Genomic DNA, 26426 nt, shown 5'->3' on the forward strand with positions numbered 1-26426 from the left:
CCGGCGTCAGGGCGTCTGCACCTCGAGCGTGGCGGAATACAGCATGCGCCGCATCTCCGCCCGCTTCTCCGCCGGATGCTTGTCCTCGGCCTCCGCCCCCAGCCAGTAGAGGCCGGCAGAAGGCCATTTCACCGCCACGGCACCGTCAACGCCGGTGACCAGGTCCATTGCCGCCACATCGTCGCGGTAGCGCTCGCCGCCCTGCACCACCGTGACCTTCACGCCCGCCGCCGGCTTGCCGTCGATCAGGAAGCGGAACCGCGCCGTCTCCCCCGCGGCGATCGCGTTGGGATGGGTGATCGGCGCGAACTCCAGCCCCTTGCCGGACGGCTTGAACACCGTTTCGGTCGGCGCGCCCAGGGTGACGAAGGTCTCGGTGGTGTTCACCATCTCGGTCAGGTGCACGTCCGTCGCCTCGGCCGGGATGTCGGCCAGCGCGATCGGCGGCTGGCGACGCTGCCCGCCCGGACCGTCCGGACCTGCCGCGCCAGCCTGAGCACCCGGCGCCGGTCCGGCCGAAGCGCGCGGGCCCTGCGCTGGCGCGCCCGCCGGCATGGCGGCGCCACCCGGCGGCGGGCCGCCGCGGCCGCCGACCCGGCGCTCCTCGCCGTTGAGGCGCAGCGTGCCGGAGACCATCACCTGCCGGCTTGCCACCTTCCACGTGCCCTGCTGGTCCAGCCGCACGTCGAGCACGGTGCGAAAGCGCGTGCGCACCGGCGTGACCGGATCGGCGGGCGAGCCGTCCGGCTTCGACACGATGATCGTCTCGGGCGCGATGGGCCGATGATCGAAGAAGAACAGGTGGTCCGCACCGGCGGCGTCGAACGTCACCGTGTTGCTGTTGCCGGCAAGGATCGTGCTCGACGGCACGATGAACGAGCGGTCCGCCGAGGCCATCGACGGCACCAGCGCCGTGGACAGCAGAAGCGCGCCCGCAAGGCGCTTGGCCAGCCGGCTCACTTGGCGGCCACCGTGATCGCGCCAAGCTCGGTCTTGCCGGTTCCGCGCGCCGTGCCGCCCGGCACCGTGATCGGCACCGTCACCAGATCGCGCCCGCCATGTTCGCGCGCGGCCTCGACGTTGAGGATATATTTCCCCGGTGCCAGGTTCCCGGGCAGTGCGATCGTGTAGCTGCCCGGCCCCTTGGTCGCGCCGCTCACGCCGTCCGCCGGCAGCTTCATCGTGCGCCCGGCCTTGCGCCACCAGGAGCGCAGGTCGGACAGCCAGCGCGTGCCCGGCTCGTTGCCGCCCTTCCTGAGGTCGTACCAGACGAACACGGTGCGCGGCGCGCCGCCGCCGACCGGCTCCAGCCAGCCCGCGACATAGGGGCGCTTGTACTCGGCGAGCGGGAGGCGCGGCAGCGTGACGGTGATCGAGCCGGCCAGCGCCGGGGTCGCGATCAGGCCGCCGGCCAGCGCGAAGGGAATGGAACGCATCGAACCGAGCTCCTTCAGTGAATGAACAGGATCGCCACCACCAGCGGCAGCAGGAAACCGAGCGCGACCAGCGGCCATGTCATGCGCCGGTGCCTGGAATGAAGGTGCAGCAGGAGCAGCCCCGTCAGCGTGAACACCACCGCCGCCACGGCGAACGCATCGAGGAACAGCCGCCAGGCCAGCCCCGTGTTGCGGCCCTTGTGCAGATCGTTGAGCAGCGAGATCCAGCCCTGGCTGGTCACTTCCGACTTGATGGCGCCGCTCGCCCGGTCGATGCTGACCCAGGCGTCTCCGCCGGGACGCGGCAGGGCGACATAGACTTCCGCGTCGCTCCACTCGCCGGGACGGCCCGCAGCATCGAGGCCGACTGCATTCTCCACCGCGCGTGCGACGGCGGCGGGCAGCGGCGCATCCGACTGCGCGGGCGTTGGCTTCAACAAGCGCAACAGCGACGGCGCGAGCGTCGCGGAGCGGTCCTCTACCTTGGGCGAGGCAGGGATGGATGCGGCATGGTTCAGCGTCACGCCGGTGACGGCAAAGGCCAGCATGCCGATCAGCGACACGGCCGCGCTGATCCAGTGCCAGGTGTGCAGCTGCTTCAGCCACCAGCCGCGTGCCGACGTGCGTTTCTTGCGAGGAGGCGCCGTGCGCAGCTGGGTAGCGGGAGCGTTCACGGCGCTCTTTTGCCGCGAGCGATTTGCAATAGCAATACTGCCCTTCTGGGAATGTTGCGGGTGCGTAACCGCGCCACCGCAGGAAATTTCGCGATCGTAACGGAAGGTGCTTGATGAGAGTGACTCTCATTAGTACAGCAGATGCGACAGACTCGCATTAGCACGTTCAGGGGGAACATGACCGTACGCACCGCCAGCGCCGCCCAGCGGACCTTTCTTGCCATGTCCTGCATCGGCGCGTCGCTCGCCGCCGCAGCGCCCGCCGCGGCTCAGGACGCGCAGCTTTCGGAGGCTCAGGCTCAGGAAGACCGGGGCAGCGTGGTAGTCACCGGCACGCTGATCGACGAGGAGCCCGGCCGGCGGCTGGAATCGCCCAAGCGCACCCGCACGGTACGCGACACGCCGCAGACGATCACCGTGCTCAGCAACGAGGTGATCGAACAGCAGAACCTCCTCACCCTGCGCGACGTGCTGTCCACCGTTCCGGGCATCACGTTCGGCGCCGCGGAAGGCGGCACCGCGCCCAGCGACCAGATCAACTTCCGCGGGTACAGCGCCACCAACGACGTCACCATCGACGGCGTGCGTGACAGCGCCGCCTATAGCCGCAGCGACTCGTTCAACCTGGAGCAGGTGGAAGTCACCAACGGCGCCAACTCGGTGGTGTCCGGTGCCGGCTCCGCGGGCGGCAACATCAACCTCGTCACCAAGCGCCCGCAGGAGGAAAACCGCCGCGTCGTCAGCGCGGGCGTCGGCCTCGACGACTATCTGCGCGGCACGGTGGACATCAACCAGCGCGTCGGCGATCTCGTCGCGGTGCGGCTGAACGCCATGGCACACCGCAACGACGTGCCCGGCCGCGACGTCGAGAACTACAAGCGCTGGGGCGTCGCTCCGTCGGTGACGATCGGCATCGACCAGCCGACCCGCCTGATCCTCCAGTACGTGCACCAGGAGGACACCAACATCCCGCAATATGGCGTGCCTTATTATGTCGGCGCGACCAATGACGGCCCTGTCCCCGGTGTCGATCGCAGCGACTATTTCGGGTTTCGCAACATCGATCGGCAGCGGATCAACGTCGACCAGGCCACCGCCACCTTCGAGCACGAGTTGAGCGACACCGCCTCCATCCGCAACCTCGCGCGCTGGCAGGATGTGCGCCAGTTCACGGTCGCGAACCCGCCCCAGGGCACCTATTGCCTGCCCTCCGGCCTGACGCCCACCGCTGCCGCCTGCGCCTTTCCCGGCTATTACCAGCCGTCCGGCCCGCGCGGCACGACCCGCGACACCAAGAACCTGCTGCTGTTCGACCAGTTCGATTTCCGCGCCGTGTTCGATACCGGCGCGATCGAGCACACGATCGATCTCGGCGTGGCCGCCACCTGGGAGCAGTTCGAGCTGTCCAACGGCAATTCGGAGCGCGCCGCCGACGGCAGCACCGTGACCCTGCCGCTCATCAACATCGCCGATCCCAACAATGTCGTGCAGGGGCCGAACCGCACGCTCGCGTACGGCAGCAACGTCTATACCGGCCCGCTGAACTTCATCCGCTCCGGCTTCACGCAAGGCGAGCAGGAAAACTACGCGGTCTATCTCTTCGACACGATGAAGCTGGGCAAGGTGGAGTTCAACGGCGGCGTCCGGCTGGAGCGGAACACGGGCACCTACCGCGCCGACACCTTCTCCACCGCCGTCGCCACGCTGGGCGCCTATACGCGCGGCGCCACCTTCCGGAACGCGAACACGCTGTTCTCCTACCGCGCGGGCCTGGTCTACAAGCCGGTCGAGCCGGTGACCCTGTACGTGGCCTATGGCAATTCGCGCACGCCGTCGAAAAGCAGCGTGAACGGCTCCTGCACGGTAGCCACCTGCAACATCGATCCGGAATCGGCGAAGAATTACGAGATCGGCGCCAAGGCCGAGCTGTTCGACGGCGGCCTGCTGGTGTCGGCCTCCGCCTTCCGCAACGAGCGGGACAAATACGCAATCCCGTCCAACGATCCGACGATCCCCGATCAGGTGCTGAACGGCCGCTCCCGCGTGGACGGCATCGCGCTCAGCGCCATCGGCAAGATCACCAGGGACTGGCAGATCACCGCCAACTACACCTATCTCGACTCCGAACTTCGCCAGTCGGTATCCGATACCTGCCTGGCGCGCCCGGGTGCTACCGGCTGCAACAACAACGCCGCCTTCCCCGATCCGGCGGCGGGCTCGGAATTGGCCAACACGCCCAGGCATTCCGGCAGCATCTTCACCACCTATCGCCTGCCGTTCGGCCTGACGATCGGCTATGGCGCGACGTACCAGGGCAGCTTCGCCTTTGGCACGCGCACGCTGGTGACGGCGACGTCGAGCCTGTCCACCGTGCTGCGCGCGGACGATTACTGGGTGCACCAGGCCTATTTCAGCTACGAGTTCTCGCCCAACCTGTCGGCACAGCTCAACGTGAAGAACCTGACCGACTCCTATTATTTCACCCGCATCCGCAACAACGGCTGGGCGACCCCCGGCGACGCGCGCACCGCCGTGCTCAGCATGACGGCGAAGTTCTGATCGCACGCCGGGCGCCGCCGCCCGCCCGGCGGTTGCCAAGCATGGCGATCTCGAAGAGGAAGAAGCGATGCTCGTCGAGATCCCTGCGCTGTTCAGCCCGGCCGAGGCGGCGGAGGCGCGCGCGCTGCTCGCCGCCGCCGAGTGGCAGGACGGGCGCGCCACCGCGGGGCACCGTGCCGCCACGGTGAAGCAGAACCTGCAACTGCCGCTCGACCATCCGCTCGCGCGGCAGCTCGGCGACCGCATCCTCGACCGGCTCGCCCGCACCCCGCGGTTCGTCGCCGCGACGCTGCCGCTGCGCATCCTGCCGCCCCGCTTCAACCGCTATGAGGGCGGCGGCACCTACGGCAACCATGTCGACAGCGCGATCTTTCCCGTGCCCAACACCGCCCAGCACGTACGCAGCGACGTGTCGGCCACCCTCTTCCTCAGCGACCCGGACGACTATGACGGCGGGGAACTGGTGATCGAGGACAGCTTCGGCGCGCATCGCGTGAAGCTGGCCGCCGGGCACCTCATCACCTATCCCGGCAGCAGCCTGCACCGCGTCACGCCCGTGACCCGCGGCACGCGCTTTGCCGCGTTCTTCTGGACACAGAGCTTTGTCGCGTCCGAACTTCAGCGGCGCGAGCTGTTCGCGCTGGACGGCGCCATCCAGTCGCTCACCGCCGACCACCCGGACCATCCGTCGATCGACACGCTGACGAACGTCTACCACAACCTGCTGCGGCAATGGTCGAGCACCTGACGAGCGCGGGGGAGGCGCCGCTCCCGCCCCTGGCGACGATCCCGCCGGACCTCCGGTCGCTGGCGGACTATGAGCAACGCGCGCGGGCGCACTTGCCCGCGGCGACCTGGGCGCATGTCGAGGATCGCGCCGGCCGCGGCATCACCCTGGACGACAATCGCGCTGCCTTCGATCGCGTGCGGCTGCTTCCGCGCGCGCTGGCCAGCCTTGCCGGCGGCAGCACCGCCTCCACCCTGTTGGGCGTGCATCACCCCTGCCCCGTCCTGCTCGGCCCCGTCGCCTATCAGCGCCTGGCCCATGCCGAGGGCGAACTGGCGACGATCCGCGCGGCCACGGCACTGGGGACCGGCAGCGTGCTCAGCACCCTGTCGAGCGTCCCGCTGGAACAGGTCGCCGCGGCCCGGCTCCAGGCGGCCGACCAGCTCGACGTTGCGCCCGCGCCCCTGTGGTTCCAGCTCTATCTCCAGCCCCGCCGCGAGGACAGCGCCACGCTGCTGCGTCGGGCAGAAGCGGCGGGCTATCAGGCGATCGTGCTGACGATCGATGCCGGGGTGAAGCGCTCCGGCTTTGTTCTGCCGCCGGGCGTGGAAGCGGCCAACCTCGCCGGCATGGAGGCGCCACGTCATGTCGCGTCGGCAGGTGGCCGCCTCCTGTTCGGCACGGCGCTGACGGATGCGGTGCCGACCTGGGAGGATCTCGCCTGGCTGCGCGCGGCCACCGACCTGCCGGTGCTCGTGAAGGGCATGCTGGTCGGCGACGACCTGGAGCGTGCGCTTGCGGCGGGCGCGGACGGGCTGATCCTGTCGAACCATGGCGGCCGCGTGCTGGACGGCCTGCCCGCCACGCTGGACCTCCTGCCGCAGGTGGCTGCGGCCGTTGCCGGTCGCGTGCCCGTGCTGCTGGACGGAGGCGTGCGCACGGGCACGGATGTGGTCAAGGCGCTCTGCCTGGGCGCAATCGCCGTGCTGGTGGCGCGGCCGGTCCTGCACGCCCTGGCCGTGGCGGGCCTCGCCGGCGTGGCGCATCTCTGCCACCTGCTGCGCGCCGAGCTGGAGCTGGCCATGGCACAGCTCGGCTGCGCCACGCTCGACGATCTCACGGAGGAGCGCCTTTTCACGACATTGCGCTGAGCGGCAGCCGCCAGCAACTTTTCGTCATAGTCACGTTGATATTGCTAGTGACTCGCAACAACCTTCGCGGTAGGAGGCCCCCAACCACAACAGGGGGTACGCATGGAATTTCGAACGGGCTCGCTGCTGGCGGGTGTTGCATTGGTCGCGCTGCCGTTCGGCGCACAGGCACAGGTTCGCGAAAGCGGCGCGGACGAGCCGTCCCGCACGCAGGCGGAGCGCCAGTCCACCAGCGACGTGGTGGTGCTCGGCAAGAGCTTCGGAAACGAAGTCGGCAAGACGCTCACCCCGCTGAAGGACGTGCCGAACACCGTCACCGTGGTCGATCGCGAGCGGTTCGAGCAGCAGAACCTGTTCACGCTGGAAGACGCGCTCACCGCCACCAACGGCATCACCGTCACCGGCGTGGGCAGCGAGGACCCGTCCTATGTCTCGCGCGGGTTCAATATCACCAACTATCTGGTGGACGGCGTCCCGACGCTCGCCTTCAACTTCCCGGCCGCGGTGCCGGACCTGTTCTTCTTCGACCGGGTCGAGGTGCTGCGCGGTCCCGCCGGGCTGTTCAGCGGCGCGGGCAACCCCGCCGGCAGCGTGAACCTGGTGCGCAAGCGCCCGCTGGACGCCGCCCGCGTCCAGGCGTCGGCCGGCTATGGCAGCTACGACAATAAGCGGTTCGAGTTCGATGCTTCCACGCCGCTTGGCGAGATCGGCGGCATCCGCGCCGGCGTGATGGCGCAGGATCAGGACCAGTTCTTCGACATCGCCCACCGCAACCGGCTGGACGCCTATGTCACCACCAGCGTGAAGATCGGCGATCGCACCACCTTCACCACCGGCCTCACCTATGACCGGTTCAAGCCGGCCATCCAGTCCGGCCTGCCGGGCATCCTGGGCGATCTGAACGGCAGCGAAGGGCAGTTGCTCGACATCGACCGTTCGACCTATCTCGGCGCCGACTGGAACCGCTTCAAATCGGAAACCTGGACCGGCTTCGCCGAACTGGCGCACTGGATCAGCAATCGCTGGGCCCTGCGCGCAACCGCGCTTGTCACCAATGTCGATCGCCTCGACGTGTACAGCTATATCGGCAGCCAGCCGGTCACCGCGACCAACGGCCTGACCAACCAGATCGCGTTTCGCAGCACCAGCCGGGCGCAGACCAAGGCGTTCGATTTCAACGGCGTCGGCAGCTTCCCCGCCTTTGGCCGTGACCAGACGCTGATCCTGGGCTTCGACTATCAGGGCAGCAACTACGACTCCTACTTCGCGCGCTTCTCCAACTTCGCGCGGATCGACGTCTACAACCCGGTGTCGCCGCCGGAGCCGCCGCTCAACGAGTTCGGCCCTGCGCCGGTCGTGCAGGGCCCCGCCGGGCCAGTCACGCAGACCTATGGCGCGACCAACACCAAGGTCGAGCAATATGGCATTTACGGCCAGATGCGGCTCAGCCCCGTCGAAGGCTTCACGCTGGTCGGTGGCGGCCGCACGACGTGGTGGACCACCGACAGCACCACCCTGCTGCCCGCCCGCGGCAACACCACCGGCTATTCGGTGGAGGGCCGCTTCACGCCCTATGCCGGCGTGGTGTGGGACGTGACGCCGCAATGGAACCTGTACGGCAGCTATGCCGACAGCTTCACGCCGCAGGCCGCGCCCGCCAACCGCGTCCGTCCGGACGGGCGGCCGATCGATCCGCAGATCGGCGCGCAGTGGGAAGTCGGCTCCAAGCTCGGCCTGTTCGGCGACAAGCTGCTGCTCTCGGCCGCGGCCTACCAGAACACGCAGACGAACCGCCTGTTCAACGATCCCAACGAGCCCACGCTGGTGCTCCAGATCGGCAAGGTCCGCGCGCGCGGCGTGGAAGCGGAGGCGAACGGCCAGATCCTGCCCGGCTGGCGGATCAATGCCGGCTATACCTATACCGAAACCAAGTATCTGGAAGACGCGAACGCCAGCTTCGAGGGCCTGCCGCTGGTGCCGATCGTGCCCAAGCACATGGGCAAGCTGTTCACCAACTACGAGGTGCAGGGCGGCGCCCTGCGTGGCTTCAGCCTGGGCGGCGGGCTGACCGTTTTCTCCTCCACCTGGGGCGGCAACCCCGCCGTGCGCAACGCGGCGGGTGCGGTGACGACGCGCTCCACCATCGTGCGCCAGCCAAGCTACATCGTCGCCGACCTGCGCGCCGGCTACCGGATCAACGAGCGGCTGAGCCTGTCGGTGAACGTCAACAACCTGTTCGACGAGAACTATTACGCCCGCATCGCGTCGGCCGGGCGCGGCAATTATTATGGCAGCCCGCGCACGGTGTTCGGCACCATCCGGATCACCTATCCGTGATCGCGCGGGCGACGGGCGACGCCGCACGGTGGCGGCGGCGGGGCGACAATGCGCTCCGCTTCCTCGCCGCCGTGCCGGTCGGCTATGGCGTGTCGAGCCTGTGGGCGATGGCGCTCGCCCGCGTCCTGCCGATGGAACGTTCGGAAGCGACCGTCACGGGCGCGCTGGTGGCCCTGCTGTTGTGCGCGCTGGCGGCGATGTACGCCTATGCGGCGCGCAGCGGATGGCGGGCGCTGCTCACGCTGCTGCTGTGCGGCGGGGTGGCGGCGGCGATCACCTGGAGCTCGATCGCCACCGGAGGAAAGGCATGAGCAAAGGCTTCCGCCAGTCGCAATCCACCTTGCACACCTGGTCGGGCCTGCTGCTCGGCTGGGTGCTGTTTCTCGTCTTTCTCACCGGCACGCTGGCATTCTGGCGCGAGGGGCTGAACCGCTACATGCGCCCCGAGCTGCCGCCGGTGACGCAGCCGATGCGCGTGCTGGCGGGTGCACAGCGCTTTCTCCAGGCAAAGGCGCCGGACGGGAAAAGCTGGTTCGTTACCCTGCCGAGCGAGCGGCTGCCCGGCGCGCAGGTGTTCTGGGTGCCGCAGCCCAAGGCCGGCGAGGCGCCGCGCGGCCGGCGCGGAGGCGGCGGGCGCCGCGGCCGCGACACGCAGGCGCTGATCGGCGCGGACGGCCAGCCGGTGCACGCCCGCGAGACGCGCGGCGGCGAGTTCTTCTACCGCTTCCATTTCGACCTTCACTACATGCCGGTGATCTGGGCGCGCTGGCTGGTCGGCGTGGCGGCGGCGATGATGCTGGTGGCGATCCTCACCGGCATCGTCACGCACAAGAAGATCTTTCGCGATTTCTTCACCCTGCGCCGGGGCAAGGGTCAGCGGTCCTGGCTGGACGGGCACAATGCCACGGCCGTGCTGGCGCTGCCCTTCCACCTGATGATCACCTATACCGGCCTTGTCACGCTGATGGCGCTGCTGATGCCCTGGGCGGCGGTGGCCAATTACGTCGATCCCGCCAAGGCGAACGAGGCGCTGTTCCCGCATGTCGAGGCACCGGCGCGCAGCGGCCGCCCTGCCCCGCTCGCCGACCTGTCCCGCATCGTCGCCGATGCCGAGCGCCGGCTGGGCGGCCCGGCCGGCTATCTCGAGGTGAGCGAAGCTGGCGACGCGGCGGCCCGCGTCACCGTGCTGCGCGCGCCCACCACCCTGCTCAACACGCGCGCGCCCTCCATCACCTATGACGGCGTGAGCGGCCGGCCGGTCTGGCGCTCCCCGGCCCCCGGGGGCGCGGCGGCGACCGCCGGGGTCATGATCGGGCTGCATGCCGGCCGCTTCGCCGATGTCGCACTGCGCTGGATCTATTTCCTGTGCGGGGTGGCGGGTACGCTGATGGTGGCGAGCGGGCTGGTGCTGTGGACGGTGAAGCGGCGCGAGAAGCTGCCCGATCCGGTGCGCCCGCCGCTCGGCTTCCGCATTGTGGAGCGGCTGAACGTGGCGACGATCGCGGGCTTTCCGCTGGGCGTGGCGGCGATGTTCTGGGCCAACCGGCTGCTGCCGGCGGCGATGCCCGGGCGGGCCGAACTGGAAGTCAACCTGCTGTTCCTCGCCTGGGCGGCGGCGGCGCTGCTCGCGCTGCTGTGCCGTCCCGCCTGGACGTGGCGCGCCCTGTTCGCGGCCACGGGTGTGCTGCTGATCGCCTTGCCGGTGTTCAATCTTGTCGGCCCCGGCCGCGGCACCTTCGGTCCGCTGCTCGCGGGCGATCTGGTGCCGGTCGGCGTGGATGCGACGATGGTGGCGTTCGGTGCGGGCCTGCTTGCCGTCGCCCGGCGAATCGCACGCCACCGCCCGGCCGAGCGCAACCGGACACGCCGCGCGCCGGCGACCCCGTCCGTGCGCGTGCTGGAGCCTGCCGAATGATCGTTCTCGCCTTTCTGCCGGCCTTGCTCGCCTTTGCCCTGCTCGGGCTCGCCAGCCACGACCATTACCTGCGCTGGTTCGGGCATCGGCCGACCCGTCGCACGCAGCGCCCGCTGCGGATCGCCGCGTCGGTGGCGCTGGCGCTCAGCCTCGTCCTTGCCGTCGCCTCGCGCGGCTGGGGGTTCGGGCCGGTGCTTTGGTCCGGGCTGGTGATGCTGGCGGCCGGATGCGTGTTCCTGTTCCTGAACGTGACGGAGGCACACACGCCGCACGGCCGCAGGCAGCGCAACGCGCGATAGCCGCTCGCCGCGTGCTGATTGATCCCCCGCCATGCATCGGCTATAGGCGCGGGCATTCCCGCCCCGGCGCGCGACCCGCGTGGCCGGGGCGCTTCATTCAGGGGTTTATGCCATGGCTCGTCGCCGCCAGATCTACGAGGGCAAGGCCAAGATCCTGTACGAGGGTCCGGAGCCCGGCACCCTGATCCAGTATTTCAAGGACGACGCCACCGCCTTCAACGCGCAGAAGAAGGGCACGATCAACGGCAAGGGCGTGCTGAACAACCGCATCAGCGAGCATGTCTTCACCCTGCTCGGCAATATCGGCGTGCCGACCCATTTCATCCGCCGCCTCAACATGCGCGAGCAGCTGATCCGCCAGGTGGAGATCGTGCCGATCGAGGTGGTGGTGCGCAACGTCGCCGCAGGCTCCCTGTCGAAGCGGCTGGGGATCGAGGAAGGCGTGCAGCTGCCGCGCACGATCATCGAATATTATTACAAGGACGATGCGCTCGGCGATCCTATGATCTCCGACGAGCATATCGCCGCCTTCGGCTGGGCCACGCAGGAGGAGATGCACGACATCGCCGACCTGGCGATCCGCACCAACGATTTCCTGTCGGGCCTGTTCGCCGGCATCGGCATCCGCCTGGTCGACTTCAAGCTGGAGTTCGGGCGCATCTGGGACAACGATTACAGCCGCATCATCCTGGCCGACGAGATCAGCCCGGACGGTTGCCGCCTGTGGGACATGACCACCAACGAGAAGCTCGACAAGGATCGCTTCCGCCGCGACCTGGGCGGCGAGGTGGAGGCCTATCAGGAGGTCGCGCGCCGGCTCGGGCTGCTGCCGGACGGCGCGGACGCGGCGGTGCTGGACCTCGAAAAGCATCGCGAGAAGCGCGGCAAGTGACGCGGCTGGTTACCGCCTCTTAACCATCGCTTGGTATCCCCGCTTCCGACACGGGCACGGCCCGTAACGGGGGATGGGATACCCATGCGCAATTACGTGATCTTGGCCGGCACGGCCGCCGCCCTTTCCGCTTGTGGCGGCGCCGGGCCTGAGACGATCGGCAGCACCGCACCGGCCGGCACCGTCGGCCCGGGCTCCGGCACCAACGCCGCGACGGACATCTACGCCCAGTTCGCCAATCCGGTGGACGCCAAGAGCTACAAGGGCGTCGGCGGCACGCAGAGGCTGACCTACACCACCGACAACCGCGTCACCCAGGGGCAGCAGGGGCTGACCTATTCGGCCAACGCCTCCACCGTGCGGGACAGCGCGATCGACATCGCCTATGATCCGCGCGACGCGATCTTCACGCTGACGATCGCCGATGCGAAGTCCGGCGCCGGCACGACCGTGCGCTTCCAGGATCCGGCGCAACGCACCAACTTCGGTGGAACAACCGAGCCGCAATGGGGCACGCCCAACCTGGCGCAGCTCCCCGCCGGCGCGGCAGCGAACCGCAACGTCAACTATCTCCAGTCGGGCGGCGGCAATCCCACCTCGCTTTACGGGCAGAGCGGCACCGGCTTCGTCGATCCGGGCAACAGCACCACCCCGCCCGACGGCATGCCCGGCTCGAGCTACACCGCCTACAGCTTCTTCTACGAAAAGCCGGGCAGCACGACGAAATACGTCTCGTTCGCCGGCTACGTCGCCAACACCGTGTCGTTCGCCAACGTCATGGCGGGCACCGAGACGCTGACGCAGGACAGCTGGACGCTGGAACGCGGCGCCTTTGCCTATGGCGCGCTGACGAACAACAGCGCCGTGCCGACCAGCGGCTCGGCCAGCTATACCGGCTCGATGCTGGGCACCATGGTGTTCAACCCGACGCTGGACGACTCCGTGAAGAAGTCCACCTACTTCCAGTGGCTGACCGGCACCTCGACGCTGTCGGTGAATTTCGCCAGCAAGCAGGTCGGCCTGGCGGTGGACGGCTTCGTGCTCGATCCGCAATATGATCGCTACACCACGCCGTCGATCACCGTGCCGGGCGGCGCCACCTTCAGCGGCAGCGGCTCCGCGCTGATCGACCTCGTCGGCAAGGGCGGCTTCACCGGCACCTTCCAGTCGTTCGCGTTCAAGAACGGCGCCACCACCCTGCCCGTCGCTGTTGCCGGGTCCAGCATCGACGGCGCGTTCTATGGCCCCGCCGCGGAGGAGGCCGGCGGCGGCTTCCGCGTGGTCGGCGGCGTGCCGGACCAGCGCGTGGACATTGTCGGCGCGTTCACGGGCAAGAAATGATGTTCCGGCGCGGCGTTCCTTGCGTCGCGCTGGCCCTGCTCTCCGCCACACCGGCCCTCGCAGACGAGGCGCCGGGCGAGCAGACCTGCGCGAACGGCACCTGCCAGGTGCGGCTGACGCCCGCCCAGGTGCTGGCCAGGGCCGAGCAACTGGTGCGGGCAGGACAGTTCGAAGAAGCCAAGCCGCTTCTCCTGGCCCTGCTGAAGGCACCCGGCTACACCTTTCAGGCGCGCTATCTCGCCGGCTATTCGGCGATGAAGGCCGGCAAGTGGAAAAGCGCGGCCGGCATCTTCCGCCGCATCCTGGTCGAGGATCCCGGGCAGACCCAGGTCCGGCTCGATTATGGCCGCGTGCTGCTGGCGATGGGCAAGACCGCCAGCGCCGATCACCAGCTGCGGCTCGCCGGCGAGGCACAGGATCTGCCGCCGGAGGTCGCCCGCACGATCCGTTCGGTACGCAACATCATCCGCTCGCGCCGCGCCTGGTCGCTGAACGTGGACTTCGGCATCGCGCCGGACAGCAACATCAACAACGCCACCGGATCGGACACGGTGACGATCCTGTTCGGCAACCAGCCGATCCCGCTCTCCCTCGACAAGGCGGCGCAGGCCAAGTCGGGCCTGGGCATCACCGGCTCGTTCGACGGCAGCCTGCGCCTGCCGATCGCCAAGGACGGCAGCAAGCTGTGGCTGGTCGACGTCAACGGCTTCGGCACGCAGTACAAGGGCTCGTCCTTTGACGATCTCTATCTCGAGGCGGCGACCGGTCCGGAGTTCAAGCTGTCCGAGCGCGCCCGGGTGCGCATCGAAGGCCTTGTCGCCGAGCGCGACTATGGCAACCGCATCGCCAGCCGCCAGGCCGGCGTGAAGGGCGGCGCGGAGCTGACCGTCGGCCAGACCAACCGCCTCGGCCTGCAGTTCGACCTGCGGCGTACCTGGACACGCTTCGACGACGGCTATAGCGGCTGGCAGGGCGGCCTTTACGCCACCTACGAGCGGGTGGTGGCCAAGTCGCTGATCGCCTCGGCCAGCCTGTTCGCCCGGCGCGACTGGCTGAAGACGGATGCGTATTCCAGCACGGAAGTGGGCGGCATCCTGGGGATCGGTGGCGAGCTGCCGAAAGGCTTCAATTTCGGCATCAGCGGCGGATTGTCGCGCGCGGTCTACGACGCGCCCCTGTACCTGTTCGCCAACGACCCCCGTCGCGACTGGCGGTACAATGCGCGGGTGACGATCGGCAACCGCGCGGTGCGCGTGCTCGGCCTGTCGCCGACGATCCAGTACACCTATGGCCGCGCCGATTCGAGCCTGCCGCTGTTCGCCACCGAGCGCAGCCGCTTCCGGCTCACCCTTGCCCGCTATTTCTGACCCGGGTTGCTCCCGGGCCACGCACCCGGCATAGGCGCAGACACTCCGCGCGCAACCGGGAAGCCCGTTCATGAAACTCCGCATCTTCGTCACCCTCAAGCCCGGCGTGCTCGATCCGCAGGGCAAGGCGATCGGCAAGGCGTTGCAGGGTCTCGGCTTTCAGGGCGTCAACGACGTGCGCCAGGGCAAGCTGATCGAGCTGGACGTGGCGGACGACACGACCGACGCCGCGATCGACGAGATGTGCCGCACCCTGCTCGCGAACACGGTGATCGAGAACTACCGGGTGGAGCGGGCATGAAGACCGCCGTTATCGTCTTTCCCGGCTCCAACTGCGACCGCGACATCGCCGTCGCGCTGGAGCGGGTGACCGGCACGACGCCGGACATGGTGTGGCATGCCGAGCCGACTCTGCCAGAGGGTCTCGGCCTCGTCGCGGTGCCCGGCGGCTTTTCCTATGGCGATTACCTGCGCTCCGGCGCGATGGCGGCGCGGGCGCCGGTGATGCGCGCGGTGGCGGATGCGGCGGAAGGCGGGCTGCCGGTGCTCGGCATCTGCAACGGCTTTCAGGTGCTGACCGAGGCGGGGATGCTGCCGGGCGCGCTGATGCGCAATGCCGGGATCGATTTCGTCTGCCGCGAAGTCGCGCTGACCGTGGAAGGCGCTCGCCCGCCGTTCTTCGATCGCTACCAGCCCGGCGAGCGGATCGTCCTGCCCGTGGCGCACCACGACGGCAACTACACCGCCGACGACGAGACGCTCGACCGGCTGGAAGGCGAAGGCCGCATCGCCCTGCGCTATGCCGAGCCGGTCAACGGCTCCGCGCGTAACATCGCCGGCCTGCTGAACGAGCGTGGCAACGTGCTGGGCATGATGCCGCACCCCGAACGCCGGATCGAGGCCGCGCATGGCGGTGTCGACGGTCGCCGCCTGTTCGAGGCGGTGTTCGATCTGGTGAGCGCCGCCTGAGAATCGCGGCGGGCCGCCTCAGAGCTCCGCCACCAGTTGCACGAAACTGTCGGCGCGCTCGTGCAGGCGGCCGGCCGAGTCCGAGAGCAGCTGTGACAGGCCGGCCAGCGTCTCCGCCTCGCCACCCAGCGCCGCCGCGCCCTCGCTGATCTGGCCGGCGCGCGCGCCGATGTCCGCGCCGGCATCCACCGATTGCTCGACGGTGGCGGCAATGCCGAACGTCGCTTCGCGCTGCTCCTCCACCGCCTGGTCGATGGAAGCGGAGATGGTGGCGATCGCTTCCACTGCCTGCTCGATCTCGCCATGGCCCGCCACCACCGCATCCAGCGTGCGGTGGATGTGGTGCACATGGTCGGCGATGTGCCGCGCCGCCGTGCCGGTCTGCGTCGAAAGTGCCTTTACCTCCTGCGCCACCACGCCGAAGCCGAGCCCCGCCTCGCCTGCCCGGCTCGCCTCGATGCCCGCGTTCAGGGCCAGGAGGTTGGTCTTGCGCGCGATCTCCTGGATCAGCGCCAGCATCTCGTCGATCGCCCGCGCGCTCTGGGTCAGCGCCGCCATGTGCGAACCCGACGCGCGAACGCAGTCATATGCCTCCCGGCGGCGGGCGCGGGCATCGCCGCTGTCATGGGCGATCCGCTCGATCGCATGGGCCAGCCCCCGCCCCCGCGCGGCGATCTCGCCCAGGGCGACCACCGTCTGCTCGGCGGCGGCGGCGACGGACGCGGAATCTATGCGGTTGGCGGCCGCACGCGTCGCCATGCCCTGCGACAGGGCGCGCACCCGCTCCGCCGCCTGCACCAGGCCGTGCGACAAGGCGGTGACCTCGCGCGTGAAGCCGCGCCCGGCGGCGTCCACCGCCTCGGCCCGCGCGGCCCGCGACCGGGCGATCTCCACCTCGCGCCGCGCCGCCAGCCGCACGAAATCGCGATTGTCGAGCGTGCGGTGGAACCGCCCGCCGCGCGTGAGGATCAGGCCTTCCACCGACGTGCCGGCATGGATGTCGAGCAGCTCGTCCAGCGGGCGATCCGCATCCTCGATCGGGCAAGCGCGGATCAGGGCGTCCAGCGACCGGCCGAAGCTGGGGTTCTGCATCAGCGCATGGCCGAACGGATTGAACAGGATCCCGCGCACGTCCAGTTCGGTGATGGCGCCCAGCGGGCGGCGCTCCTCGTCCACCACCGCCAGCAGGCGGAGATCGGGTTGCGCGCGAAAGATGCCGATCACCTCCGCAAGGCTGGCGCTGCTCTGCACATGGTCGACGCTCATGCTGGTAAATCCGAAAGGAGAGGCTGGACGCAGACGCACAGGATCGAGCAACATGGATCAGTCTGTAGGAAGGAAAAGGTGAAGGCCGCGTTAGGGATTTGTGACAAGGCGATGACGATTGCGTCCTTTGTCGCAAATCGGCAGCATCCCGCCCGGAGGGAGGACAAGATATGCACAGCCCGATCCTGCAACCCGTGGTGGCGCTGATCGCCTGGACGTTCGTGATGTTCGCGTGGATGATGGTCACGCGTTTCTCGGCCCTGTCGGCGGCCGGGCTCCGCCTGAACAAAATGGTGGGCACCACGTCGGCGCACGCGGACAAGGGGCTGCCCGCCAGGGCGCAGTGGAAGGCGCACAACTACAACCACCTGCTGGAGCAGCCGGTGCTGTTCTATGCGGTGTGCGGCGTGCTGGCACTGACCGGCACGGGCGGCGGGTTCAACCTGGCGCTCGCCTGGATCTATGTCGCCCTGCGGATCGCGCACAGCCTCTGGCAGGCGACGGTGAACCGCGTGTCCGTCCGCTTCTACCTGTTCCTCGCCGCCACGGTGGCGCTGGCCGCAATGACGCTGCACGCGGCCATGGCGGTGTTCTGACGCTTTGGATCCGGCGAGGATTCAGCCGTCGTTGCGAGCGTAGCGAAGCAACCCAGAGCGGCGCGCGGAACACTGGATTGCTTCGCGGCGCTCGCAATGACGGGTGGATGCTGGTTATCATGCTCTATCGGACGGCAGCGATCCGACCAAGGCCGGCAAAGGCGCAAGTTCACCGGTCAGGCCTCACCCGCCCACTTCCTCCAGCACCGCCTCCACCCGCGCGAGCCGGTCGCGCGCATCCTCGATTCGCTCGGCCAGCAGCAGGCGGTCGCCCTTCTTCGCCAATCCGGCCATCTCACCCGCAAAGTCGCGGCGCGGGGTGAAGGCGATGGCGGCCGGCCCGGCATCGATACGGGCGATCCGCGCAGCACGGGCTTGGGCGCGGACACGGGCGATCGCGAGCAAGGTGGACGCCCCGTCGGGCAGCGCACCGAACCGATCCTCCATTTCCGCTTCCAACGCGTCGATCTCCGCGCGGTCCTCGGCACGCGCCAGCCGCCCGTAGAAGGTCACGCGCAGCTCCGGCTCCGGCATCCACTCCTCCGGCAGGCGCCCGTCCAGGCCCAGGTGCAGTTCGGGCGACCAGCGCTCGACATCCTCGCCGCGCGCCGCGCGCAACGCCGCTTCCAGCAGGTGCTGGTACAGGTCGATGCCGATCAGCTTCATGTGCCCGGCCTGCGCCTCGCCCAGCAGGTCGCCGGCCCCGCGCATGTCGAGGTCCTGCGCGCTGATCGCAAAGCCCGCGCCCAGCCGGTCGAACGCTTCCAGCGTGCGCAGGCGCTTGAGCGTCCGGGGGGCGATCTCCTTGTCCGGTTCCGTGAGCAGCAGCACCTGCCCGCGCCGCACCCCGCGGCCGACGCGCCCGCGCAACTGATGCAACTGGCTGAGGCCGAACCGGTCCGCCCGCCAGATCACCATGGTGTTGGCGCGCGGCACATCCAGCCCCGCCTCGATGATGTTGGTGGCGAGCAGCACGTCCCCTTCGCCGCTGCCGAAGCGCACCATCGCCTCGTCGATCTCCGCCGCCGGCATCTTGCCATGCGCCTGCAGCACCTCCAGCTCCGGCACCAGCCGCTCCAGCAGCGCGGCCAGCGAGGCCATGTCCTCGATCCGCGGCACCACCACGAAGCTCTGCCCGCCACGGCTGCGTTCCCGCAGCAGGGCGGCGCGCACCGTCGCCTCGTCGAACGCGCCCACCGCGGTGCGGATCGGCTGGCGGCGCGACGGCGGCGTGGCGATCACCGAAAGCTGCTGGATGCCGACCAGCGCCGTCTGCAGCGTTCGCGGGATCGGCGTGGCGCTGAGCGTCAGCACATGGCCGGCGCCCAGGTCGCGCAGGCGCGTCTTGTCGGCCGCGCCGAACCGCTGTTCCTCGTCCACGATGACCAGCGCCAGCTTCTGGTAGGCGATCCCCTTGCCCGCCACCGCGCCGGTGCCGACCACCACCTGGATGGAGCCATCGGCAAGCCCCGCCTTGACCCGCTTCTTCTCCGCCGCGCTCGACAGGCGCGACAGGCCTGCCACGGCAATGTCGGTGCCCTCGAACCGCTCGGCGAACGTTTCCAGATGCTGGCGCGCCAGCACCGTGGTGGGCGCCGCAATCGCCACCTGATAGCCCGACAGCGCCGCCAGCGCCGCCGCGCGCAACGCCACCTCGGTCTTGCCGAAGCCGACATCGCCGATCACCAGCCGGTCCATCGGCGTGCCGGAGGCGAGGTCGGCGCGCACCGCCTCGATCGCCCGCGCCTGGTCGCGCGTTTCCGCATAGGGGAAGCCGGCGGCAAAGCGCTCGTAGGCGGCGATCTCCGGCTCCAGCACCGGGGCGGTCCGGTCACCACGTTCTTCCGCCATGGCCACCATCGCGCGGGCCGTTTCGGCCACCGCGGCGTCCACCGCGCCGCGCCGCTTCTCCCAGCTCGACCCGTCCAGCTTGTCCAGCCGCACGGAGTCCGCGTCGCCACCATAGCGCCACAGCCGATCCGCCTCCGTGACCGGAACCAGCCGCACGCCGCCTTCGGCATAGGTGATGGCGATGGCGTCGCCCGGCTCCGCTTCGCCATCGGCCGGCATCGGCTCCAGCCCGGTGACGGTGCCGATGCCATGATCCTCGTGCACCACCACGTCGCCGATGCGGATCTCGCCGGTGCCGAACAGCGCCGTGTCCGCCGGGCCGGTCTGCGCGTCGCTGCGTTCGGCCCGGCTGCCGAGCAGGTCGGCGGCCGCCACCGCCACCACGCCCCCGCCGGCAAACCCGCGATCGACCGGCGCTTCCAGCAGCAGCGCGCTGCCCGCCTCGGCGGCGCGTACCTCGCTCCAGGACGCGACCGGGACCAGCTCCCGCTTCAGCGCCTTCTCCGCGCGGGATCGCAGGAACCGCAGGTCGCGCGCGCTGCCGAGCAGCACCAGCCGGTCCCCCGCCCCCGTCGCTTCGGCTGCGGCCCTGGCAAAGGCCCTGAGCGGCGAGCGATGCTCGATGAACCGCGGCGGTGCCTCGCCGCCATCGGCGAGCGTCAGCGCCGGATGGCCTGCCGCCGCCTTCTCCCAGGTCTTGCCGTCCGCCACCGCCTTGATCGCCCGCTTCGGCCGGCGTCGCTCGGCATCGGCGGCAAGCGCCAGGAAGCGGCGGCGGCGGTCCTCGGCGGCGGCCTCCACGGCAAGCTGCGCGCCGGGCAGATGGTCGGCCAGGGTCACGCCACTGCCCTCCAGCACCGGCTCCGAAACGCGGCCGAGTTCCTGCGCGGGGACATCCTCCGTGGTGCGCTGCGTGCCCGGATCGTATCGGCGCACGAACTCGATGCGCCCGTCCACCGCCTCGATCCTGAGCGGTACCTCGGCATCGGCGGGATAGACGTCCAGCACCTGCCCGCGCAGCGCCACTTCGCCCGGCTCGTCGACGCGATCGTCGTCCACATAGCCCGCCTCGACCAGCTGCCCGTGGAGAGCGGCAAGATCGGCCTCCTCCCCTGCGGCGACCCGCGGCGGTGCGGCGTCGAAGGCGGCGGGCGCAGGATATAGCCGTCCCAGCGCCTCGCCGGTCACGACAAAGGCGATCGGCCGCCGCTCCTTGGCTGCCTGGGCGAGACGCAGGCGGCGCAGCGCGGCCACGCGCAGGCCGATATTGGCGGGAGAGGCCGGCGCCTCGTCCCCGGGCAGCGCGTCGCTGCCGGGGCAGAAGACCACCTCGGCCCCCGGCGCCATCGCCGCAAGCGCCCCGGCGACGGCCATCGCGCGCGGCTCGCCGCTGGCCGCGAACATCACGTCGCCCTTCACCAGCGCATCGGCCAGCTGCGCGGCCACGGCACCGGCGGTCAGTTCGGCCAGTTCGGGCTTGGGGGCAAGAACGGCGGCGGCAGGATCGGCAACGGCCGGCATGATGAAAAACCCCCTGAGTTCGAAGCCTTGCCGAACGAGCCGGGTCTGCGCCGGTTCCGGACCGGTCAAGCCGGCAGCGCCGCGTCCGGAAAGCCGATGCCGCTGACAAAGGCGTTCCAGTCCGCCGCCTGCAACGCACCGCCCGTCGCCTGGGCATGGCCGTTGCCATACCGGCTGTCGGCGCCCGGCGGGCGGTGGCCGGCGAGGAAGTCGATCAGGTCGCGCCCGCTCGCCGACCGGGCGGCGAAATGCACCCAGCCGGGGCGATAGCCGCGATTGGCGGCAATCACGATCTTGTCCTTCAGCCGCCCGCGCCATTGCTGCGCGATCAGCGGGTGGATCTGGCACGGCGAATCGAGCGCGATCAGCGCCACGTGGCCGCGCACCTGCGGGGCGACGCGTTTGGCCTCCTCCATCGCCGCGCGCACCTCGGCGCGGGCGGCGTGCAGCGCCAGGGCGTCCGCGTCGGTGCCCTTGGTGATCGCCTTGGGCCCGTCCGCCCGCAACAGCAGACGCAGCGCCGGCCCGGCGTCGGCGGAGGCCGTGCGCCGGGCGCGTTCACCAGCACCACCGCCTCGCGCAACGCCGTCTTGCCCCAGCGGGCCTGCGCTTGCATCAGCTCGGGAAAGGCGCGCCCTTCCTCCATGTCGCCGATCAGCCCGATCGCGGCGAGCCACAACAGATCACCCACATCGCCTAGCGCGCCCGCCGCCCACCAGGCGAGCAAGGCGGTGGTCGGCTCGGGCGACAGGCCGTTGCCGCTCAGCGTGATCGCGCCCTCGGGCGTGCCGGTGGGCACATGGTGGTCGATCACCAGCGTCGCGCAGCCCGGCAACACCGGATCGGCGCGCGTGCCGAGATCGGCCAGGATCACGCCGCCCGGCGCACGCTCCCGCAGCCGCTCGGTGACAGCCGCGTCCCACGGCGTCTCGCCCTTGCCGAGCACCAGCGGCTCGACGCGCCGCCCCGCCGCCGCCAGCGCGCGGACCAGCACGGCGGCGGCGGCCAGGCCATCGGCATCGAAATGGCTGACCACCAGCACCGGACGGCCCGCGTCCATGCGGGCGAGCGCCTCCCGCATCGCGTCGCGTGCGGCGGCGTGAAGGTCTGGCGTGTTGGCAAGGGCACCGATCATGGCTGGCACAACGTGGCACAAGCGGATGCGCTCCGCCGGTTGACTCGGCCACCGCAAACAGGAACAAAAGCGGAACAGTCTTTGTTCGAGTCGTTCTGTGTCCGCTGCCGTGCCCTCTCTCGCCGAATTGCGCCAGACGCTGCGCGCCATGGAAGGCGACGTGCGCGAGCGCCCGGTGCTGCCGTTCGGGGTAGAGGCGATGGACAGGCGGCTGGCGGAGGGCGGCCTCCGGCTCGATGCGTTGCACGAGATCGCCGGCACCGGCGCCGGTTGGGGAGACGATGCCGCCGCCGTGCTCTTCATGGCCGGCATTGCCGCGCGCACGGCGGGGCCGATCCTGTGGGTGGTGCGTGCGCGCGACCTGTTCGCCCCCGGCCTGTTCCAGGCGGGGCTCGACCCGCAAAGGGTGATCTATGCCGAGGCGCGCGACGATGCCGAACTGCTGGCGCTGATGGAGGAAGGGCTGCGCCACGGCGTGCTGGGCGCGGTGATCGGCGAGGCGCGCCGCGTGGCCACCGCCTCCACCCGGCGGCTGCAACTCGCCGCCGAGGGCAAGCGCACCGTCGCCCTGCTGCTGAAGCGGGTGGCGCGCGCCGGGGAGGATCCGCTCGGCATGCCGTCCGCCGCCGTTACCCGCTGGCGCGTTTCCGCCGCGCCGTCCCTGCCGGTGCCGTGGGAGGGGCTGGGCCGCGCCTGCTGGCGCCTGGCCTGCGTGCGCCAGCGCGGCGGCGAACCGTTCGAACTTGTCGTGGAGGCTGCAGATGAAACGGGTCGCCTCGCTCTACCTGCCCCATTGGTCGATCGATCGATTGCGGCAGGCCGAGCGCCGCAACGCGCCGCCGGCTGAAGCCGACGGCCGCGCCGCCTTTGACGCTTTGGGTGCGGTTGCCGCAGCCGAGCGGTCGCAGCATTGCTCGGTGCCCAAGGAGGGCGGCTGGCGCCCCGGCGCGCGCTGGGCCAAGAGCGAGCGGGCCGAAGTGGAGGCCGCGATCGAAACGCTGCCCGCGCACCAGCGCCCGCCGCAGCGCGAGCTGGGCCGGGTCAGCCAGGCGGCCGACAACCCCTTCCGCCGCCCGGCGGAGGAACGCGTCGCCCCGCCGTCGCTGTTGCGCGAGCTGTCGCGCCGCACCGAAGCCGCCGAGCCCCTGTTCCGCCCCGGCACGCGCGGCTGGGACGGCGGGCACGTGCAGGCGGCGATCGACGCCCTGCCCACGCACCAGCGCCCTTCCTTTCAGGAGCTCTCCCGGCGCAGCGAAGTGGTCGACAATCCCTTCCGGCCGATGCCGCCGGACGAGGTCGGCCGCCATGCCGCAAGAATACCGCTCCAGTTCCCGGGCGAGGACGCGCCGGCCAAGGCAGGCCGCGGCGCCGCCTTGCGGGGCGACACCGGACGCACGCGCGTTGGCAACGAAGCGGCTCTCCAGCCCTCCAGCGTCCCTCACGCATCCCCCTCCCCGGCGAAGGCCGGGGCCCAGGTGGGGGACAGGCGTGATGGCCTATGCGGGACCTCTGCGAAAGGTCACTCGACAGCCTCTTCCCTGGCGTCATCCCGGACCTGTTCCGGGATCCACGGTGCCGCGGATGCGACCGCGGCACATGCGGGGCGGTGGAGGCCGGAACAGGTCCGGCATGACGAAGTGGACCTCTTGCAAACGTCCCGGCTGCACCGGCAAGGGGCTCCGATCGGCAACACGACACCGACCAGCGAAGCCGATTGCCACGCGCGCCCCTCCCTCCGGTTCTCAGCCCCGGACCCGGCCGGGTCAGCAACGCGCGAACCGAACCGCGCGCGCTACCGCAACGAAGCACCACACGGGGCCCTGTCGATCGGGCGCGCCGCTGCCCTGCCGCCCGTCCATGGCCCGGGCGAGGACGTGGTCGTCAGGCGCGCCATGAAAGCCCCCCGGCGCAGCGCGCGTGACGGTCATGGCGGGGAGGCAGGCTATATCGCAGCCCCCTCCCTGGCGCAGCTTGCCGCCATGCCCTCCGTGCAGTTCCCCGGCGAAGGGCCGCACCCCGACAATCACGGCAAGTGCGAGCCCACCGCCCCTACCTACGGCCAGGGCCGCTTCTTCCAGACCGGCCGCACGCTCGGCAGCGTGGTGGCGCGGGTGTGCCGTGAGGAGGAAGCACCCGTCGGCCTCGCTTATGCGCCGCCCGCCGAGCCGCCGCTCGTCACGGCGCACAAGGTGGGCGCACGGGTGGAGATCGCCGCCGTCAACCCGGCCGCGCAAGCGCTGGGGCTGGCGCCGGGCACCGCGCTGACGCTCGCCCGCGCACAGGTGCCGGACCTGGAGGTCCGCGCCGCCGATCCGGACGGTGACGCGGCCGACCTGCGCGCGCTGGCGGAACGGCTCGCGCGCCGCTGGGCGCCGATCGTGGCGGTGTCGGACGCGGACGGGCTGTTGATCGACCTGACCGGCGTGGCGCATCTCCATGGCGGCGAGGCCGGCTTTGCCCGGCGTCTGCTGCGCCTGCTGGCCCGGCACGGCATCGGCGGGCGCGTGGCGGTGGCCGACAGCGCGGGTGCCGCCTGGGCGCTGGCGCGCCATGGCGGACAGGCGGTGCAGATCGTCGCGCCGGGGACGCACATCGCGGCGATCGCGCCGCTGCCGGTGTCGGCGCTGCGGCTGGAGCCGGCCGCCCTGGAATTGCTGGCGCGGCTGGGCGTGGACAGCGTCGGCCAGTTGCTGGACATGCCTCGCGCGCCGCTGGTGCGCCGCTTCGGCGCGGCGATCGTCACCCGGCTCGACCAGGCGACCGGCCGCGCGCCGGAGCCGCTCGACCCGGTCGTGCCGCCCACCCGCATCGCGGTGGAGCAGCGTTTCGCCGAACCGTTGCTCACGGCCGAGCCGATCGAGCATTGGCTGCGCGAGTTGATGGCCCGGCTGGCGCAGGAACTCGCCCGCGCCGGCCAGGGCGCCCGCGCGGTGGAGCTGGTCGCCGCCCGCGTCGACAACCGCCCGCAATGCCTGCGCCTCGGCTTTTCGCGGCCCACGCGCGATCCGGCGCACATGCTGCGCCTCGCGCTGCGCCGGATCGAGGAGATCGATCCCGGCTGCGGCATCGATGCGCTGGCGCTGCACGTCCGCCGCGCCGATCCGCTGGGTGCCGAAACCCTCGCCCCCAGCCTGGCCGGGGAGGCCGCGGCCGATCTCGCGCCGCTGATCGACGCCTTGGTCAACCGCATCGGCACCGGCCGGCTGTGGCGCGTGCAGCCGGTGGAAAGCGACGTACCCGAACGCGCGCTGACCCTCCTCGCCCCGCTCGATCCGCCCGCCGGCCGCGGCGTGCCCTTGCGCGCCGACGACATACGCCAACTGGATGCCCGCGCGCCCGACCATCCCTGGCACCCGCGCTGGCCGCGCCCGGCGCGGCTGCTGCGCCGTCCGGAGCCGGTCGAGCATGTCATCGCCGAACTGCCCGACCAGCCGCCGCGCCGCTTCACCTGGCGCGGGCTCAGCCACCGCGTGGTGCGCGCCGACGGGCCGGAACGGATCGCCGGCGAATGGTGGCGCCGCTCCGCCGAGCGGCTCGCCGTGCGCGATTACTACCGCGTGGAGGACGAGGCCGGCGACCGCTTCTGGCTCTACCGCCGCGGCGACGGCGTGCGCGCCGAAACCGGCGACCTCGCCTGGTTCCTCCATGGCCGGTGAGGCACCTCTAGCGTCGCGCGTCGATCGCCTGAACGTGGCCGTTGGCGGCATAGCCGAGAATCTTGCGATCAACAGTAAGCACCGGACGCGCAAGCGCGCGAGCAGTGGCCACGATCAACCGATCGGCGGGATCACCATGAATGTCGCCCGGCAGGCTGCCTGCATCAACACCGATGTTCACGCTGATCGGCGCAAGCTCAAAGCCTTCCGAGGCAAACACGAACTCAAACCATTCGTGAACGGGAGCGCTCAACGCGATCTTGTTCTTGTCCACCAGCATTGCCGTTTCCCACAAGCTGATGGCCGCGATGCTGACACTGCCGCTCTCGCGCTCACGATCGATCAACAGACGCGCCTGATGACCGAGCTTTGCATCGCCCTCCACCATCCAGATGAGCACATGCGTGTCGAGGATCACGGCTCGCGATACAGTTCGGCCGGGTTGTTGGCTTCCCAATCTGCTGGATCCGCTGCCGGTTCCGAAGGGTCCATGTCGAAACGATATCGGTCGCTTCGCAGCATCCCAAACGCGCTTTTCAGTGGAGCGCGCTTTTCCTCCACCGGCGCCGACACCACCGCCACCACCTTGCCGCGCACGGTGACGGTGATCGGCTCGCCGCTCTCGCTCACCTCGCGGAGCAACCGCGTACAGTTCGCCTTGAACTCGGCCATGCCCACCTGCTTGCCCATCTGCGCCTCCGAACTGGTCATCTCACATAGTCATCTCAGGCCAC

The 26426-nt window shown here is 70.2% G+C and carries 24 protein-coding genes and 2 pseudogenes; 17 read left to right on the forward strand and 9 right to left on the reverse strand.

All coding sequences use genetic code 11. The features are described from left to right. Window positions 1–6 precede the first annotated feature (6 nt). The 3 genes from DVW87_RS10360 to DVW87_RS10370 are packed head-to-tail and all read right to left on the reverse strand — an operon-like array spanning window position 7 to window position 2110. Entirely contained in the window at window positions 7–960 is a 954-nt protein-coding gene (locus DVW87_RS10360) for a DUF4198 domain-containing protein (protein WP_239017852.1), read from the reverse strand. Beyond that, window positions 957–1436, reverse strand: a complete 480-nt coding sequence (locus DVW87_RS10365; protein WP_181814798.1) for a DUF2271 domain-containing protein — start codon at window positions 1434–1436, stop codon at window positions 957–959. The genes DVW87_RS10360 and DVW87_RS10365 overlap by 4 nt, the downstream gene beginning before the upstream one ends. Window positions 1437–1450: 14 nt before the next feature. Then, window positions 1451–2110, reverse strand: coding sequence for a PepSY-associated TM helix domain-containing protein (locus DVW87_RS10370; RefSeq protein ID WP_220149812.1), 660 nt, complete (start codon window positions 2108–2110; stop codon window positions 1451–1453). A 177-nt stretch (window positions 2111–2287) separates the two neighbouring features. On the opposite strand from DVW87_RS10370, the gene DVW87_RS10375 reads away from it, so the two are divergent. The 12 genes from DVW87_RS10375 to purQ all read left to right on the forward strand — a co-directional run bounded on the left by DVW87_RS10375 (window position 2288) and on the right by purQ (window position 15667). After that, the gene (locus tag DVW87_RS10375; protein WP_114687693.1) at window positions 2288–4669 is read left to right on the forward strand and encodes a TonB-dependent receptor; all 2382 of its coding nucleotides are present in this window, start codon (window positions 2288–2290) and stop codon (window positions 4667–4669) included. Window positions 4670–4736: 67 nt separating this feature from the next. Continuing rightward, window positions 4737–5417, forward strand: a complete 681-nt coding sequence (locus DVW87_RS10380; RefSeq protein WP_114687694.1) for a Fe2+-dependent dioxygenase — start codon at window positions 4737–4739, stop codon at window positions 5415–5417. After that, entirely contained in the window at window positions 5402–6547 is a 1146-nt protein-coding gene (locus DVW87_RS10385; RefSeq protein WP_181814799.1) for an alpha-hydroxy acid oxidase, read from the forward strand. Before DVW87_RS10380 ends, DVW87_RS10385 begins: the two co-directional genes overlap by 16 nt. Before the next feature lie 102 nt (window positions 6548–6649). Then, window positions 6650–8884, forward strand: coding sequence for a TonB-dependent siderophore receptor (locus DVW87_RS10390; RefSeq protein ID WP_114687695.1), 2235 nt, complete (start codon window positions 6650–6652; stop codon window positions 8882–8884). Beyond that, complete coding sequence (locus DVW87_RS10395) at window positions 8881–9195, forward strand: hypothetical protein (RefSeq protein WP_114687696.1); 315 nt, start codon at window positions 8881–8883, stop codon at window positions 9193–9195. The genes DVW87_RS10390 and DVW87_RS10395 overlap by 4 nt, the downstream gene beginning before the upstream one ends. After that, a complete protein-coding gene (locus DVW87_RS10400) occupies window positions 9192–10799 on the forward strand; it encodes a PepSY-associated TM helix domain-containing protein (protein WP_114687697.1) in 1608 nt (535 codons plus the stop codon). Before DVW87_RS10395 ends, DVW87_RS10400 begins: the two co-directional genes overlap by 4 nt. Beyond that, window positions 10796–11098 carry a DUF3325 domain-containing protein gene (locus tag DVW87_RS10405; RefSeq protein ID WP_114687698.1) on the forward strand — a complete coding sequence of 101 codons (303 nt, stop codon included), beginning with the start codon at window positions 10796–10798 and terminating at the stop codon, window positions 11096–11098. Before DVW87_RS10400 ends, DVW87_RS10405 begins: the two co-directional genes overlap by 4 nt. A 112-nt stretch (window positions 11099–11210) precedes the next feature. After that, window positions 11211–11990, forward strand: a complete 780-nt coding sequence (gene purC / locus DVW87_RS10410) for a phosphoribosylaminoimidazolesuccinocarboxamide synthase (protein WP_114687699.1) — start codon at window positions 11211–11213, stop codon at window positions 11988–11990. A gap of 84 nt (window positions 11991–12074) precedes the next feature. After that, complete coding sequence (locus tag DVW87_RS10415) at window positions 12075–13331, forward strand: transferrin-binding protein-like solute binding protein (RefSeq protein ID WP_114687700.1); 1257 nt, start codon at window positions 12075–12077, stop codon at window positions 13329–13331. Then, window positions 13328–14698: a porin family protein gene (locus DVW87_RS10420; protein ID WP_114687701.1), complete on the forward strand. Its 1371-nt coding sequence runs from the start codon at window positions 13328–13330 to the stop codon at window positions 14696–14698. Before DVW87_RS10415 ends, DVW87_RS10420 begins: the two co-directional genes overlap by 4 nt. 70 nt (window positions 14699–14768) lie before the next feature. Then, window positions 14769–14999, forward strand: a complete 231-nt coding sequence (purS, locus tag DVW87_RS10425; protein ID WP_114687702.1) for a phosphoribosylformylglycinamidine synthase subunit PurS — start codon at window positions 14769–14771, stop codon at window positions 14997–14999. Next, window positions 14996–15667 (forward strand): phosphoribosylformylglycinamidine synthase subunit PurQ, encoded by a 672-nt coding sequence (purQ, locus tag DVW87_RS10430; protein WP_114687703.1) that lies wholly within the window; start codon window positions 14996–14998, stop codon window positions 15665–15667. Before purS ends, purQ begins: the two co-directional genes overlap by 4 nt. Before the next feature lie 18 nt (window positions 15668–15685). Here purQ and DVW87_RS10435 read toward each other — a convergent pair whose 3' ends face one another. Continuing rightward, window positions 15686–16933 carry a methyl-accepting chemotaxis protein gene (locus tag DVW87_RS10435; RefSeq protein WP_114687704.1) on the reverse strand — a complete coding sequence of 416 codons (1248 nt, stop codon included), beginning with the start codon at window positions 16931–16933 and terminating at the stop codon, window positions 15686–15688. Window positions 16934–17103: 170 nt separating this feature from the next. On the opposite strand from DVW87_RS10435, the gene DVW87_RS10440 reads away from it, so the two are divergent. Continuing rightward, complete coding sequence (locus DVW87_RS10440; protein ID WP_114687705.1) at window positions 17104–17529, forward strand: MAPEG family protein; 426 nt, start codon at window positions 17104–17106, stop codon at window positions 17527–17529. A gap of 183 nt (window positions 17530–17712) precedes the next feature. On the opposite strand, the gene DVW87_RS10445 is transcribed toward DVW87_RS10440, so the two are convergent. The 3 genes from DVW87_RS10445 to DVW87_RS10450 form a co-directional block, all read right to left on the reverse strand. Continuing rightward, window positions 17713–20901, reverse strand: coding sequence for a helicase-related protein (locus tag DVW87_RS10445; RefSeq protein ID WP_114688189.1), 3189 nt, complete (start codon window positions 20899–20901; stop codon window positions 17713–17715). 65 nt (window positions 20902–20966) lie between these two features. Next, the gene (locus DVW87_RS18230; protein WP_220149813.1) at window positions 20967–21317 is read right to left on the reverse strand and encodes a hypothetical protein; all 351 of its coding nucleotides are present in this window, start codon (window positions 21315–21317) and stop codon (window positions 20967–20969) included. Beyond that, a complete protein-coding gene (locus tag DVW87_RS10450; protein WP_220149814.1) occupies window positions 21266–22036 on the reverse strand; it encodes a single-stranded-DNA-specific exonuclease RecJ in 771 nt (256 codons plus the stop codon). Before DVW87_RS10450 ends, DVW87_RS18230 begins: the two co-directional genes overlap by 52 nt. A gap of 148 nt (window positions 22037–22184) precedes the next feature. Between DVW87_RS10450 and DVW87_RS10455 the strand changes: the two genes are divergently transcribed. The 4 genes and pseudogenes from DVW87_RS10455 to DVW87_RS18680 all read left to right on the forward strand — a co-directional run bounded on the left by DVW87_RS10455 (window position 22185) and on the right by DVW87_RS18680 (window position 25692). Continuing rightward, window positions 22185–22883: an ImuA family protein gene (locus tag DVW87_RS10455; protein WP_181814834.1), complete on the forward strand. Its 699-nt coding sequence runs from the start codon at window positions 22185–22187 to the stop codon at window positions 22881–22883. Between the two features lie 1132 nt (window positions 22884–24015). Next, a pseudogene (locus DVW87_RS18670) lies at window positions 24016–24564 on the forward strand (Y-family DNA polymerase); the annotation flags it as partial. A 264-nt stretch (window positions 24565–24828) separates the two neighbouring features. After that, window positions 24829–25116 (forward strand): annotated as a pseudogene (locus DVW87_RS18675) (DinB/UmuC family translesion DNA polymerase); the annotation flags it as partial. A 210-nt stretch (window positions 25117–25326) separates the two neighbouring features. After that, on the forward strand, window positions 25327–25692 hold the full coding sequence (locus DVW87_RS18680; protein WP_476712794.1) for a DUF6504 family protein: 366 nt from the start codon (window positions 25327–25329) through the stop codon (window positions 25690–25692). Window positions 25693–25699: 7 nt separating this feature from the next. Here the strand turns inward: DVW87_RS18680 and DVW87_RS10465 are convergent, their stop codons facing one another. Beyond that, window positions 25700–26110: a type II toxin-antitoxin system VapC family toxin gene (locus tag DVW87_RS10465; protein WP_220149815.1), complete on the reverse strand. Its 411-nt coding sequence runs from the start codon at window positions 26108–26110 to the stop codon at window positions 25700–25702. Further along, window positions 26107–26364, reverse strand: a complete 258-nt coding sequence (locus DVW87_RS10470; protein ID WP_220149816.1) for a type II toxin-antitoxin system Phd/YefM family antitoxin — start codon at window positions 26362–26364, stop codon at window positions 26107–26109. Before DVW87_RS10470 ends, DVW87_RS10465 begins: the two co-directional genes overlap by 4 nt. Window positions 26365–26426 lie beyond the last annotated feature (62 nt).

This window comes from Sphingomonas aracearum (assembly GCF_003345355.1).
Taxonomy (GTDB): Bacteria; Pseudomonadota; Alphaproteobacteria; order Sphingomonadales; family Sphingomonadaceae; genus Sphingomonas; species Sphingomonas aracearum.

Coding starts and splice junctions, on each gene's coding strand:
- DVW87_RS10375 (WP_114687693.1), top strand. CDS start 2,288: ATGACCGTACGCACCGCCAGCGCCGCCCAGCGGACCTTTCTTGCCATG.
- DVW87_RS10405 (WP_114687698.1), top strand. CDS start 10,796: ATGATCGTTCTCGCCTTTCTGCCGGCCTTGCTCGCCTTTGCCCTGCTC.
- DVW87_RS10380 (WP_114687694.1), top strand. CDS start 4,737: ATGCTCGTCGAGATCCCTGCGCTGTTCAGCCCGGCCGAGGCGGCGGAG.
- DVW87_RS10365 (WP_181814798.1), bottom strand. CDS start 1,436: ATGCGTTCCATTCCCTTCGCGCTGGCCGGCGGCCTGATCGCGACCCCG.
- DVW87_RS10440 (WP_114687705.1), top strand. CDS start 17,104: ATGCACAGCCCGATCCTGCAACCCGTGGTGGCGCTGATCGCCTGGACG.
- purQ (WP_114687703.1), top strand. CDS start 14,996: ATGAAGACCGCCGTTATCGTCTTTCCCGGCTCCAACTGCGACCGCGAC.
- DVW87_RS10415 (WP_114687700.1), top strand. CDS start 12,075: ATGCGCAATTACGTGATCTTGGCCGGCACGGCCGCCGCCCTTTCCGCT.
- DVW87_RS18230 (WP_220149813.1), bottom strand. CDS start 21,317: ATGGAGGAGGCCAAACGCGTCGCCCCGCAGGTGCGCGGCCACGTGGCG.
- DVW87_RS10420 (WP_114687701.1), top strand. CDS start 13,328: ATGATGTTCCGGCGCGGCGTTCCTTGCGTCGCGCTGGCCCTGCTCTCC.
- DVW87_RS10400 (WP_114687697.1), top strand. CDS start 9,192: ATGAGCAAAGGCTTCCGCCAGTCGCAATCCACCTTGCACACCTGGTCG.
- DVW87_RS10385 (WP_181814799.1), top strand. CDS start 5,402: ATGGTCGAGCACCTGACGAGCGCGGGGGAGGCGCCGCTCCCGCCCCTG.
- DVW87_RS10450 (WP_220149814.1), bottom strand. CDS start 22,036: ATGATCGGTGCCCTTGCCAACACGCCAGACCTTCACGCCGCCGCACGC.
- DVW87_RS10435 (WP_114687704.1), bottom strand. CDS start 16,933: ATGAGCGTCGACCATGTGCAGAGCAGCGCCAGCCTTGCGGAGGTGATC.
- DVW87_RS10445 (WP_114688189.1), bottom strand. CDS start 20,901: ATGCCGGCCGTTGCCGATCCTGCCGCCGCCGTTCTTGCCCCCAAGCCC.
- DVW87_RS10390 (WP_114687695.1), top strand. CDS start 6,650: ATGGAATTTCGAACGGGCTCGCTGCTGGCGGGTGTTGCATTGGTCGCG.
- DVW87_RS10470 (WP_220149816.1), bottom strand. CDS start 26,364: ATGGCCGAGTTCAAGGCGAACTGTACGCGGTTGCTCCGCGAGGTGAGC.
- purC (WP_114687699.1), top strand. CDS start 11,211: ATGGCTCGTCGCCGCCAGATCTACGAGGGCAAGGCCAAGATCCTGTAC.
- purS (WP_114687702.1), top strand. CDS start 14,769: ATGAAACTCCGCATCTTCGTCACCCTCAAGCCCGGCGTGCTCGATCCG.
- DVW87_RS10455 (WP_181814834.1), top strand. CDS start 22,185: ATGGAAGGCGACGTGCGCGAGCGCCCGGTGCTGCCGTTCGGGGTAGAG.